Origin of the sequence: Rhizobium sp. BK289, from assembly GCF_014193575.1 — a bacterium.
Classification (GTDB): Bacteria; Pseudomonadota; Alphaproteobacteria; order Rhizobiales; family Rhizobiaceae; genus Rhizobium; species Rhizobium tropici_C.
The window spans coordinates 36,198-48,360 of sequence record NZ_JACHZO010000011.1 but is presented as its reverse complement, the minus strand read 5'-3'; the positions used below and the strand labels follow the sequence as shown (position 1 = coordinate 48,360).

Genomic DNA, 12,163 nt, shown 5'->3' with positions numbered 1-12,163 from the left:
GCCTCTTGTTTATGTCAGTAACCTGCGCAATGTCATAGCGTGATGACTTAGCGGCGAAAAGGTCAATGGAATCACGATGGGCAAGAAGAACAAGGTCGGGAAGAAAAGTAAGTCAGGTAAAAAGAAGGATCACCGGGACTACACGCTTGCCGATCTGTCGCCGGCATTGACACAGGCAGCGCGGGCCATGCGCACGGTGATGACACGCAGCCTGACAGCGAGTGGTCTTTATGCCGGGCAGGATGGGGTCATTCTGGCGCTGGCGGCAAATGACGGGCTGCCCGCTGGTACGCTGGCCCAGAAGCTCGGCGTCAAGGCTCCGACCATGACGAGGACGATCGGCCGCATGGAGGCGCAAGGCTTCGTCGAACGGCGGCCGGATGCCGAGGATGCGCGGCTGACGAAGGTCTATCTCACCGAGACGGGCCGCAATAGCGTCAGCGAGATCGAAAGTTCCGCCGCGACCTGCGATGAACTGGCTACCCGCGGATTCTCCGAAAAGGAAATCCGCTCGCTCGTGCGTCTGCTCAAGACGATCGAGAGCAACCTTCAGGCCGGCGACGACGAAGAAGACGACGAGGAATTCTGAGAATCCTCGCGAATTCGTGTTGCACGATGTGATTAAAGCTTTTAATTAAAGATTTTAAATTCCGGAATCGTAAAACGACGGAATATGTTGACGGCTGCGTTTCACGGGGGAGGGAGTGCGTGGCGCAAAAGATAAAGCTTTCTACGATTGCGGAAACGCTCGGTATTTCAACGGCAACTGTATCCCTGGCCTTACGCGATAGCCCATTGGTCGCGGTCAATACCCGCGAGAAGATCAAGGATCAGGCCCGCGCGCTGGGCTATATCTACAATCGCCGTGCGGCAAGTCTCAGGACATCGCGGTCCGGCATTATCGGCGTCGTCGTCCACGACATCATGAATCCCTTTTACGGGGAAATCCTGAAGGCGATCGAAAGCGAGCTCGACCGCAGCCGCCATACCTTCATTCTTTCCAATCATTATGATTCGGTCGAGAAGCAGCGGACCTTCATCGAGACGCTGTTGCAGCTCGGTGGCGACGGCGTCATCATGTCGCCGGCGATCGGAACGCCGCCGGAAGATTTCGAGCTGGCGGAAGAAAACGGCATGCCGGCCATTCTGGTGGCACGACAGATCGAAGCGCTGGATCTGCCGACCTTTCGCGGCGATGACAGCTATGGCATTTCGCTTGCGACCAACCATCTGATCAGCCTTGGCCACCGCTCTATCGCGATGATCGGCGGTACCGACCAGACCTCGACGGGACGCGACCGTTACCAGGGCTATGTCAATGCCCTGCGCAAGGCTGCCATCGAGGTCGATCCCAATCTGCGTATTCCCGGCGCGCGCTCCAAACAGGGTGGTTTCGAGGCTGCCGTGCATTTCCTGTCGCTGCCGCAGAAGCCGACGGCCGCCGTCTGCTGGAACGATCTGGTCGCTATCGGACTCATGAACGGCATTTCGCGCGCCGGCCTTGTGCCGGGACGGGATATTTCGGTTACCGGCTATGACGATCTGGAAGAAGCGGCGATTGCGACGCCGGCGCTGACGACCGTCTGGAACGGTCAGGCCGAGGTCGGAAGACTTGCAGCGCGGGCGCTTTTGGATAGGCTGGCAGGAAGCCATGAGCCGGATGGTATCCATCTTATCAAGCCGGAAATGCGCATCCGCCAATCCACGGCGCCCTACAAAGCTCGTTAGCAGCGGTTCGGCGCCGAACAGTCTCTCAAGAGGAAAGATCCATGTCCGACAGCCGCATCGCCATCCTCGTTCCGGGGAAGATACACCCGCGTGTCCTCGAAAGGCTCGGGAAACGGTTCGATATCGTTTCGGTCGAACGGGATGGCGGTCCGAAGGTCGATGCGGAGACCGCGGCCCGCATCCGCGGTGTGGCTGTCGCAGGCGGGTTCGATGCGGCCTGGATCGATGCCTTTCCGAATGTCGAGGTCATCGCCAATTTCGGCGTCGGCTATGACGGGATCGACGTCAAGCACGCCGCCTCGAAGGGGATCGTCGTGACCAATACGCCTGATGTCCTGAACGACGAGGTCGCCGATACCGCGATCGCCCTGCTCCTGAACACGCTGCGGCAGTTTCCGAAGGCGGAGACCTGGCTGCGCGAAGGGCATTGGGCAAAGGAAGGGGCCTTTCCGCTCTCGCCTTTTTCCATGAGAGGGCGCCGCGTCGGCATTTACGGGCTTGGTCGCATCGGTCTGGAGATCGCAAGAAGGTTGGAGCCGTTCAAGGTGAAGATCGGCTATCACACCCGCACGCCGCGCGACTCCCTGCCTTACGATTACTACCCGACCCTGCAAGAGATGGCGCAATCGGTGGATACGCTGATCTCCATCGTGCCGAAGACGCCGGAGACCCACAAGGTCATCAATGCCGAAATCCTGTCGGGGCTCGGGCCGCGGGGGGTGTTCATCAATATCGGCCGCGGCTGGTCCGTCGATGACGACGCGCTAATAACAGCCCTCGGCAACGGCACGCTGGGCGCTGCCGGCCTCGATGTCTTCTATGACGAACCGAATGTCCCGGCCGGATATCTCTCGCTGCCGAACGTTTCGCTGCTGCCGCATGTGGCATCCGCCTCGGTGCCGACGCGCGATGCCATGGCCGATCTGGTCTCCGACAATATCATCGAATGGTTCGCCAAGGGTGAGCCTGTGACGCCGGTGCCGGAAACCCCCGTCAAGCCACGAGGCTGATCATACGGCTTTTTGCTGATACGGAGCGACCGGAGGCCGCTCCTTGCCAGCCGCATAATCGCGCACTGCATCGCCGAAGGCGGTGAAGAGCTTCAGCGACGGCGAATCCGTTTCGGCCCAATATTCCGGGTGCCACTGTACGCCGACGGCAAAGGCCTTGGCGCCGATGACGGAAACGGCCTCGATCGTGCCGTCCTCGGCCAGCGCTTCCACCTGCAGTCTCGGCGCCGTATCGGCGATCGCCTGACGATGCAGCGAGTTGACGCGCACTTCACCCGGCCCGACGACGCGGGCGATGCAGGAGCCTTCCTTGACGAAGACGCTCTGGCGGATCGCATACATCGTGTCGCGATCGACATTCGGCGGCTTACGGTGATCCCAGATGCCCGGCTGATCCTGGATTTCGCTTGCCAGCGTACCGCCAAGCGCGACATTCAGCTCCTGAATGCCGCGGCAGATGGCGAGCATCGGAATGGCGCGATCGATGGCGCGGCGGATGAGCGGCAGCGAAGTCGCGTCGCGCGCCGGATCGAAAGGACCGTCGCTTTCAAGCGCTTCCATTCCGTAGAGGGATGGGTGCACATTGGTAGCCGAACCGGAAACGAGCAGCCCATCCACCCGGTCGAGAATGGCGTCCGCATCATTGCCCTCCTCGAGCGCAGGTACGATCAGCGCCATTAATCCCGCAGCCTTCACGGCGGCATGAACATATTGCAGCTGCACCGCGTGCCAGCGCGTGCCGTCGAATTCGCGAATGTCGGCGGGGATGGCGATGATCGGTCTGGACATTCGAGGCTCCGGAAACGGCGAAACGGTTGTATGGTGGGACCTCTGGATGATCATGATGTCAATCCAAAGGCATGTTATCCACGTCACGAATCTACGCGAAGACGGCGCAGGCGGCAACGTGCGGCGGTTTCCATAAGGCTTTGTTTCCCTTCGTCATGCGGATGTACAGGAATCGCCATAATGCGGTGCAAGAGAGCTAACTTGAAAGACTGGGTGCGGCGTGGTTAGTTCCATCGCTTGCGCCATGATGGGGAACGCGCCGTTTCCCAGCAATGCCGTCCGTATGGGAGAATTCGATGGATCGCCGTTCCTTCATCAGGCGGGCAGGAGCCGTTGGCGCAGGCGCTGCAGCCTCCACGCTTGCGAGCCCGGCTTTGGCCCAGGAATATCCGAAGGTCACCTGGAGGATGACTTCCTCTTTCCCCAAGAGCCTGGACACGATCTATGGCGGCGCGGAGGATATTGCCGCGCATGTTTCCGACGCGACCAACGGCAATTTCGTCATTCAGACCTATGAGGCTGGTGAGATCGTTCCTGGTGCACAAGCGGCCGATGCGGTGAGCGCCGGCGCGGTCGATGCCGCGCATACCTGCTCCTATTATTTCTGGCAAAAAGATCCGACCTATGCCATCGGCACGGCGCTGCCCTTCGGCCTCAACGCCCGGCTGACCAATGCCTGGTTCTATCAGGGCAACGGCAACAAGCTGATGAACGAGTTTTACGCAACGCAGGGCATATTGGGCCTGCCTGCGGGAAATACCGGTGCGCAGATGGGCGGCTGGTTTCGTAAGGAAATCAATACGCTCGACGACCTCAAGGGTCTGAAGATGCGCATTGCCGGATTGGCCGGCAAGGTGATCGAAAAGATCGGCGTGGTGCCGCAACAGGATATCGCGGTCAACGGGGTCTACGACGCGCTGAGCAAAGGCATCGTCGATGCGGCCGAATGGGTTGGCCCTTACGACGACCTGAAGCTCGGGCTGCAGCAGATCGCCAAATACTACTACTATCCCGGATGGTGGGAAGGCGGTTCCGTGGTGCACGCTTTCTTCAATCTGGAGAAATGGAATGCCTTGCCGAAAAATTACCAGGCAATCCTCACGGATGCCTGTGCCTTCGCCAATACCAACATGCTGGCGAAATACGATGTGAAGAACCCCCAGGCGCTGAAAGATATCGTGCAGCAGGGCGTGACGCTGCGTCCGTTCAGCCAGGAGATCATGGAGGCGTGCTTCCAGGCCGCCGGCGCGCTCTATGCGGATCTTTCCAAATCCAACGCTTATTTCAAGCGCATCTACGAGGATCAGGTTTCCTATAAAAAAGATGCGTATCTTTGGATGCAGCTTTCGGAGTATACTTTCGATACTTTTATGATGATCCAGCAGCGAGCGGGCAAGTTGTGATCGTATTCTGTAAGTCTTTAGTAATATCTTGTTTTATTTATTAGCGACTTAAATATTATTTTCGAGGTAGGGTGAGCCGGGAATCATTGCACTAATACGATGCGGACCGCAGCCTAACTTCGATGTAAGTTACCGACACGATTGATAAATCTGTCCAGTTGGGTGTTATTGAGCAATCAAATTTTAAAACGTTTTCACTAGGGTGTCCGCCGCATCAGGGGAAGTCTGAATGAAGCCTCCAAGCCCGGACACCGTGCCGACGGATGTTTATCTGTCGTTCGTCAGTTCGCTTTTCGGAAACCGTAAAACGCTGTTTACGGGCGTGTTCGTTCATATCCTCACCTATGTCATCGTTTTCCTGAGCACGCGCGCAAATATCTATCTCACGCTTTGCCTGGCTTTCGGTGCCGTATTTGCCTTGCGAATGTATTCGTTCCGGCAATTCGATGCGGCGGACAAGCATAGTTTCACGCGGGCCGATATCGCCAAATGGGAAACGCGTTATGTGATCGGTGCCGCCGCAACCGCATCCATCCTCGGCATCGGCAGCGGTTATGCCATCCTGATCGTGCAGGATCCGCTGGCGGAATTCATCTGCATCGCCGTAACGATGGCGTCGATGGTGTCGATCGTCGGCCGCAACTACGGATCCCAGAAGGCGATCGACCTGCAGACGCTCGCCTGCTGCCTGCCGATCATCATCGCCTGCCTGATGTCGCAGCAGCTCTACAAGGCGATCGTCTCCATCATGCTCGTCCCCTTCGGGTTGACGACGCGGGCGATGGCGAACGGCGTGCGCGAATTTCTCTACAAGAACGTCATCGCCTCGCGCGAGATATCCCTGATCGCCGACCGGTTCGATACCGCGCTCAACAATATGACGCACGGGCTCTTCATGCTGGATGCCCAGAACCGCATCCTCGTCGTCAACCGCAAGGCTTGCGAACTCCTGAATTTCGCGCATCCAGAGCAGCTCAAGGACTGCGAGTTCGACGTCGTTCTCCGTTACGGCGCGCGCAACGCCTTCATCGACGGCTCCTTGCCCGGACTCATCCACCGGCAAATGGGGCAGCTGGTCAGCGGTACGCTTTCCCGCACGCTTATCCAGTTCAACGAGGATCAATTTCTGGAATTCTCGGCCAGCCGTCGCGCCGACGGCATCGTCATCCTGATCTTCGAAGACGTCACCGTGCGCATCCGGGCTGAGCGCAAGATCCTGCATATGGTCCGCTATGACCCTCTGACGGGCCTGCCGAACCGCGAATATTTCATCGAGCTGGTCAAGGAAAAGCTTGCAGCGCGCATGCGGGACGGCCGGATCGGAATCCTGGTTCTCGATGTCGACGACTTCAAGCATGTCAACGATACAAAGGGGCATCTGGCCGGTGATCGGCTTCTTGTTGCCATAGCCGAGCGCCTGAAGGAGCTCGCGGGCACTGCGGCGCTTTCGGCACGGCTGGTGGGCGATCAATTCGTCCTGTTCTTCCCGAACGAGGACAATGCGCCGGAGATCGATGGCCATATTCGCGCGCTGCACGCGGCAATGACAGGCATCTACGATGTCGACGGCAACAGCTTCCGCATTTCCTTCAGCGGCGGATATGTGACCATGCCGAGCAGGGAGTTCCGCTCGGAGGAATGGCAGGTCAAGGTCGATCTGGCGCTGTTCGACGCCAAGTCGCGCTTGAAAGGCGGATGCAGCGCCTTCGAAGAGGAGATGGATGCGCGCTATGTCGAGCGCCAGAAACTGAAGGAAGACCTGCGCGAAGCTGTCGAGGCGGGCAGGCTGCATGCCGTCTATCAGCCGATGTTTACGCCGGACGGCTCCCGCATCGTTTGCTGCGAGGCGCTGGCGCGCTGGATTCATCCGGAAAAGGGTTCGATCCCGCCCAATATCTTCGTGCAGATCGCCGAGGAAATGGGCATCGTTGCCGGCATCACCCGCTTCATGATCAACCAGGCCTGCCGGGACTGCGTTTCCTGGCCGGCGCCGCTTGCGGTCTCGGTCAACCTGTCAGCGCAGGATCTGCGCAACGACGATATCGTCACCGTCGTTATGGAGGCACTCGAGGCGTCGGGATTGGAGCCGTCGCGGTTGCATCTCGAGGTCACGGAAAGCTGCCTGATGGACGAGGTGGCAACCGTTCGCTCCATTCTTGCCGATCTGCGCGCCAAAGGCATCACGATCGCGATCGATGATTTCGGAACAGGCTTTTCCAGCCTCAGCTACCTGGATTCCCTGCCGGTGGACGTCGTCAAGATCGACCGGTCCTTCGTTCGCGACATCACGACGGACAGCCGCCGCTTCAAGTTATTGTGCGGCATCGTCGATCTTTCCCGTGCGCTCAGCCTCCATATCGTCATCGAAGGCGTCGAGACGCTCGAACAGCTGGCACTCATCGTTGAGAAGAACCTGGCCGATATCATCCAGGGTTATGTGTTTTCCGCACCCGTGACCCGGGAACAGGTGGCTGTGATGGTGGCCGGCCTCAATCGTCGGCTGCCGGGTGCGCGTGAGGATCATGTCGCCTGATACAAGGAGCGGACGCGTATTATTGCGCAGACGCTAAAATAATCCGGGAACCGGCGATCGTATCACGCCACCATAATGATCCGGGCCAATCGATCATCCTGCCGCAGGCTGCTTGTGTAAATTGTAAGTCGAAGATCCGCGCTTGTTTTGTGCGGATCAGATAGCTGGGCAGATCCGCTTATTTATCATGTCATAACAACGATAACTTGGTTGCAGCGCGCGGCCGAGCCTATACCGGTATTCGTTAAAAAAATTAACCTTAATGGAATTAATAGTTAATAAAAATTAAATCAAATATTGATCAAACCACGAGTTTTTACCAATTATGTTCCGTTAACCATCATGGAACATTCATTATGACTCATGTGAGTGCTTGGAAAGACAGCTTTGCCGGCAAGCTGATGGAGGTGCTCGATCACGTAGAATATCGCCGGATCGAAAGCAGCGAAGACATGGAGGGTGTCGCGCGGCTACGCTACAAGGCCTACAAGGCGCGCGACGTCTTGCCTGTGGCGGCCAAGAACTTGATCGACGACATCGACTTCGACGATCACGCCTATATTTTCGGGGTCTATTATGACGAGGAGCTGGTGAGCACGGTGCGGATACACCATGTCACGCCGGATCATCGCGTATGTCAATCGACCGGTATCTTCCCCGAGGAAATTCACGCCTTCCTCGATGCCGGCATGACGTTGATCGACCCCGCACGCTTTGCCGTCGATCCCGATTTCGAGCTGGAGCTGCCGGGGCTGCCCTATCTGACGCTTCGGCCCGCGATCGTCGGCGCCGTCTATTTCAACACGGATCGCGTGATGCAGCACATCCGCCCGGCACATGCGGCCTTCTACAAGCGCGTCTTCTATGCCGATACGATCGTGCCGCCGCGGATGACCAAGACCTATGGCTTCGAGTTGACGCTGCTGGCGTCGCGCTCGAAGGAAATTCGGGGCAAGCTGATGCAACGGTATCCGTTCTTTGACTCGGAGCCCTATGAAAGACGCATGATGTTTTCCCGCAACGAGGATAACGGTTCGCCTCCGTTGACCATTCTGCCGACGGCACGGCTGGCAAATGGCGGTCGCCGCGAAATTCGCGGGCAATTCGGCTAGCATGGGGTGATTTTGGGTCGAATGGCCCGGATGCGATTCCGCGCCGGAATCAAGCAGCTGGAGCATGATGTCGTCCGAAATCGACTTTTCGGTATCTTGCTCCAGACTGCGCGCCCGTGCGACCTTCTCGTGCATTGCATTTTTCCTCGCTTTGTGTAACCCCTCGATAGAGGAAATTCGGCTGCGGCATCTGCCATGCCTCAGCCTTTGAGGATTAGCTCCAGCCGCCGGCCTGCATGGCCGGTCGGGGAGTGAATTGAGGGGAGACTTCTGAATGGCCGAACATCATACCGGACCGGTCGAAACTGGCGCCGCCATGGACTACAAGGAACATGAGAAAACCTATAAAGGTTTCCTGTTCGTGGCCAGGCTGGGATCGGTGATCGTCGCTGCTTTGCTGATTGCTATGGCGGCCGGTTTTTTCGGTCATGCCGGCTTGCTTGGCGGCTTTATCATTTTCCTCGTTCTTTCGTTCCTTGGTTTCCTATTGTCGCGTTGACCGACGCAGGGCCGTCCGGCCCGCGGCTTTGCTGAAAATTATGACCTGATTTCGCAGGTGTTGCCCTGCTGCATCGAGCAGGGCTGCGGTTCGATGTGGGGTGGTGCTGTTGAGCAATCTGGTTTTCGTGGCCAAGGAAAGCGTGACGGAAGAGACGCGCGTTGCGGCTTCCGTCGAGACGGTGAAGAAGATGAGGGGGTTCGGCTTCGATGTCGTGATCGAAGCCGGTGCGGGGGTATCATCGCGCATTCCGGACGCGGAATACGAAGCCGCCGGCGCACGAATCGGCTCCGTCAAGGATGCGAAGGCGGCGGATGTCATCCTCAAGGTCAGACGCCCGACGACCAAGGAAATCGCCGGCTACAAGAACGGCGCGATCGTTATCGCCATCATGGATCCCTATGGCAACGAGGCCGCTCTTGCCGAGATGGCGCGCGCGGGCCTGACCAGCTTTGCCATGGAGCTGATGCCGCGTATCACCCGCGCGCAGTCGATGGATGTGCTGTCGTCGCAGGCCAATCTCGCTGGATATCAGGCCGTGATCGAGGCTGCTGCCGTCTATGACCGGGCACTGCCGATGATGATGACAGCGGCGGGAACGGTGCCGGCGGCAAAGGTATTCGTCATGGGTGCCGGCGTTGCCGGCCTGCAGGCGATCGCCACGGCCCGGCGCCTGGGTGCGCTGGTATCGGCGACGGACGTACGGCCGGCGGCCAAGGAGCAGGTGGCCTCGCTCGGTGCGAAATTTATCGCCGTCGAGGACGAAGAGTTCAAGGCGGCGGAGACCGCCGGCGGCTATGCCAAGGAAATGTCCAGGGAATATCAGGCCAAGCAGGCGGTGCTCGTCGCCGATCACATCGCCAAGCAGGATATCATCATCACGACGGCGCTGATCCCCGGCCGTCCTGCACCGCGGCTCGTCGGCCGCGACATGCTGAAGGCGATGCGCCCGGGCGCGGTTGCCGTGGACCTCGCGGTCGAGCGCGGCGGCAATATCGAGGGCGCCGAATACGGCAAGGTCGCCGAAGTCGAAGGCGTTCGCGTGATCGGCTATCCCAATATGGCGGGCCGGATCGCGGCCAGCGCCTCGGCCCTCTATGCCAAGAATCTCGTCACCTTCCTGGAAACGATGGTCGACAAGGATAGCAAGAGCCTCGGCCTCAACCGCCTCGACGAACTGATCAAGGCGACGATGCTGACTGACGGCGGCGAGGTTGTGAACCCGAATTTCGTCGATCCCGACCAGCCGACGGTCAACAAGGGAGATCTCTGAGATGGCCAGCCAAGCAATGGATCAGGCACTGCAGCAGCTGAACGACGCCGTTGCCGCCGTCACCGCAGCCGCCGCACAAGCGCCAGAGGTCGCCAGCGCTGCAACGGGCGGAGCGGTCGATCCCTTCGTTTTCCAGCTTGCGATCTTCGTGCTGGCAATCTTCGTCGGCTATTACGTCGTCTGGTCGGTGACGCCGGCTCTGCACACGCCGTTGATGGCGGTGACGAATGCCATTTCCTCGGTCATCGTGGTCGGTGCCTTGTTGGCCGTCGGCATCTCGGTGAGCGGTATCGCCACCGGCTTCGGCTTCGTGGCGCTGGTGCTTGTCTCGGTCAATATCGTCGGCGGCTTCCTTGTCACCCAGCGCATGCTGGCGATGTACAAGAAGAAGGACAAGTGAGGGCGGCATGCTGAGCAATATCGCCGCTTTCCTCTATCTCGTTTCCGGTGTCCTGTTCATCCTGGCGCTGCGCGGGCTCTCCCATCCGGCCACCAGCCGGCGCGGCAATCTCTACGGCATGATCGGCATGGGCATTGCCATCGCAACCACGCTGGTGCTGGCGACGCCGTCCTTCGGCGGCCTGGTGCTGATCATTCTCGGCCTTGCCATCGGCGGCGGGGCGGGCGCCTATATCGCCCGCGTCATTCCGATGACGTCGATGCCGCAGCTCGTTGCAGGTTTCCATTCGCTGGTCGGTCTGGCAGCCGTCCTCGTGGCCGCTTCGGCGCTCTATACGCCATCTTCCTTCGGTATCGGCGAGATCGGCCGCATCCACACGGAAGCGCGCATCGAAATGGCGATCGGTGTCGCGATCGGCGCGCTGACTTTCACCGGCTCGATCATCGCCTTCCTGAAGCTTGACGGGCGCATGTCCGGCAAGCCGATCCTGCTGCCGAACCGGCATGTCATCAATGCTGCCCTGCTTGTGCTGATCGTGTTCTTCATTATCAGCCTTGCGGCAAGCGAGAGCCATTTCGCTTTCTGGGCCGTTGTGCTGTTGTCGCTGGCGCTCGGCGTGCTGCTGATCGTGCCGATCGGCGGCGCCGACATGCCCGTCGTCGTGTCGATGCTGAATTCCTATTCCGGCTGGGCAGCCGCCGGTATCGGCTTCACGCTCGGCAATCTGGCGCTTATCATCACCGGCGCGCTTGTCGGATCTTCGGGTGCGATCCTGTCCTACATCATGTGCAAGGGCATGAACCGCTCCTTCATCTCCGTCATTCTCGGCGGTTTCGGTGGCGAAACGGCATCGGGCGGTGCCGATAATTCCGACAAGACCGTCAAGCTTGGTTCGGCGGAAGATGCCGCCTATCTGATGGCGAACGCCTCCAAGGTCATCATCGTTCCGGGTTACGGCATGGCTGTGGCGCAGGCCCAGCACGCGCTGCGTGAGATGGCGGACAGGCTGAAGGCCCATGGCGTCGAGGTGAAATATGCCATCCATCCCGTCGCCGGCCGCATGCCCGGTCATATGAACGTGCTGCTGGCGGAAGCCAATGTGCCCTATGACGAGGTCTTCGAACTCGAGGACATCAATTCGGAATTTGCCCAGGCCGATGTCGCCTATGTCATCGGCGCGAACGACGTCACCAATCCGGCAGCGCGCGACGACAAGACCTCGTCGATCTACGGCATGCCGATCCTCGATGTCGACAAGGCCAAGACCTGCCTCTTCGTCAAGCGTTCGCTCGGCTCCGGCTATGCAGGCATCGACAACACGCTGTTCTACAAGGACGGCACGATGATGCTCTTGGGCGACGCCAAGAAGGTCACGGAGGAGATCGTCAAGGCGATGAACGAGTAGGCTTTGGAAAA

11 protein-coding genes are annotated in these 12,163 nt (G+C 59.1%); 10 read left to right on the top strand and 1 reads right to left on the bottom strand.

Features of this window, described 5'->3' with window-relative positions; genetic code table 11:
* Positions 1 to 76: 76 nt before the first annotated feature.
* The 3 genes from FHT84_RS21070 to FHT84_RS21060 all read left to right on the top strand — a co-directional run bounded on the left by FHT84_RS21070 (position 77) and on the right by FHT84_RS21060 (position 2,738).
* Positions 77 to 589: a MarR family winged helix-turn-helix transcriptional regulator gene (locus tag FHT84_RS21070; protein WP_112343275.1), complete on the top strand. Its 513-nt coding sequence runs from the start codon at positions 77 to 79 to the stop codon at positions 587 to 589.
* Positions 590 to 708: 119 nt separating this feature from the next.
* Positions 709 to 1,728, top strand: a complete 1,020-nt coding sequence (locus FHT84_RS21065; RefSeq protein WP_112335169.1) for a LacI family DNA-binding transcriptional regulator — start codon at positions 709 to 711, stop codon at positions 1,726 to 1,728.
* Between the two features lie 41 nt (positions 1,729 to 1,769).
* A complete protein-coding gene (locus FHT84_RS21060) occupies positions 1,770 to 2,738 on the top strand; it encodes a 2-hydroxyacid dehydrogenase (protein ID WP_183764811.1) in 969 nt (322 codons plus the stop codon).
* On the opposite strand, the gene FHT84_RS21055 is transcribed toward FHT84_RS21060, so the two are convergent.
* On the bottom strand, positions 2,739 to 3,527 hold the full coding sequence (locus FHT84_RS21055) for a gamma-glutamyl-gamma-aminobutyrate hydrolase family protein (RefSeq protein WP_183764814.1): 789 nt from the start codon (positions 3,525 to 3,527) through the stop codon (positions 2,739 to 2,741).
* Between the two features lie 296 nt (positions 3,528 to 3,823).
* Here FHT84_RS21055 and FHT84_RS21050 point away from each other — a divergent pair, with 296 nt between their 5' ends.
* From FHT84_RS21050 to FHT84_RS21020, 7 genes are all read left to right on the top strand, one after another.
* Positions 3,824 to 4,930 carry a TRAP transporter substrate-binding protein gene (locus FHT84_RS21050; RefSeq protein ID WP_113250033.1) on the top strand — a complete coding sequence of 369 codons (1,107 nt, stop codon included), beginning with the start codon at positions 3,824 to 3,826 and terminating at the stop codon, positions 4,928 to 4,930.
* A gap of 229 nt (positions 4,931 to 5,159) precedes the next feature.
* Positions 5,160 to 7,463, top strand: a complete 2,304-nt coding sequence (locus FHT84_RS21045) for an EAL domain-containing protein (protein ID WP_112343279.1) — start codon at positions 5,160 to 5,162, stop codon at positions 7,461 to 7,463.
* Positions 7,464 to 7,819: 356 nt separating this feature from the next.
* Complete coding sequence (locus tag FHT84_RS21040; protein ID WP_112343280.1) at positions 7,820 to 8,575, top strand: hypothetical protein; 756 nt, start codon at positions 7,820 to 7,822, stop codon at positions 8,573 to 8,575.
* A 274-nt stretch (positions 8,576 to 8,849) separates the two neighbouring features.
* Complete coding sequence (locus tag FHT84_RS21035; RefSeq protein ID WP_112343281.1) at positions 8,850 to 9,074, top strand: aa3-type cytochrome c oxidase subunit IV; 225 nt, start codon at positions 8,850 to 8,852, stop codon at positions 9,072 to 9,074.
* 109 nt (positions 9,075 to 9,183) lie between these two features.
* Positions 9,184 to 10,347, top strand: coding sequence for a Re/Si-specific NAD(P)(+) transhydrogenase subunit alpha (locus tag FHT84_RS21030; protein ID WP_145644471.1), 1,164 nt, complete (start codon positions 9,184 to 9,186; stop codon positions 10,345 to 10,347).
* 1 nt (position 10,348) lies between these two features.
* Positions 10,349 to 10,747, top strand: coding sequence for an NAD(P) transhydrogenase subunit alpha (locus FHT84_RS21025; protein ID WP_112343282.1), 399 nt, complete (start codon positions 10,349 to 10,351; stop codon positions 10,745 to 10,747).
* A gap of 10 nt (positions 10,748 to 10,757) precedes the next feature.
* Positions 10,758 to 12,152, top strand: a complete 1,395-nt coding sequence (locus FHT84_RS21020) for an NAD(P)(+) transhydrogenase (Re/Si-specific) subunit beta (protein ID WP_112343420.1) — start codon at positions 10,758 to 10,760, stop codon at positions 12,150 to 12,152.
* Positions 12,153 to 12,163 lie beyond the last annotated feature (11 nt).

What these genes read in the sequence shown, in the direction of transcription:
- FHT84_RS21035 (WP_112343281.1), top strand. Translation starts at nt 8,850, where the DNA reads ATGGCCGAACATCATACCGGACCGGTCGAAACTGGCGCCGCCATGGAC.
- FHT84_RS21025 (WP_112343282.1), top strand. Translation starts at nt 10,349, where the DNA reads ATGGCCAGCCAAGCAATGGATCAGGCACTGCAGCAGCTGAACGACGCC.
- FHT84_RS21070 (WP_112343275.1), top strand. Translation starts at nt 77, where the DNA reads ATGGGCAAGAAGAACAAGGTCGGGAAGAAAAGTAAGTCAGGTAAAAAG.
- FHT84_RS21050 (WP_113250033.1), top strand. Translation starts at nt 3,824, where the DNA reads ATGGATCGCCGTTCCTTCATCAGGCGGGCAGGAGCCGTTGGCGCAGGC.
- FHT84_RS21060 (WP_183764811.1), top strand. Translation starts at nt 1,770, where the DNA reads ATGTCCGACAGCCGCATCGCCATCCTCGTTCCGGGGAAGATACACCCG.
- FHT84_RS21055 (WP_183764814.1), bottom strand. Translation starts at nt 3,527, where the DNA reads ATGTCCAGACCGATCATCGCCATCCCCGCCGACATTCGCGAATTCGAC.
- FHT84_RS21045 (WP_112343279.1), top strand. Translation starts at nt 5,160, where the DNA reads ATGAAGCCTCCAAGCCCGGACACCGTGCCGACGGATGTTTATCTGTCG.
- FHT84_RS21040 (WP_112343280.1), top strand. Translation starts at nt 7,820, where the DNA reads ATGACTCATGTGAGTGCTTGGAAAGACAGCTTTGCCGGCAAGCTGATG.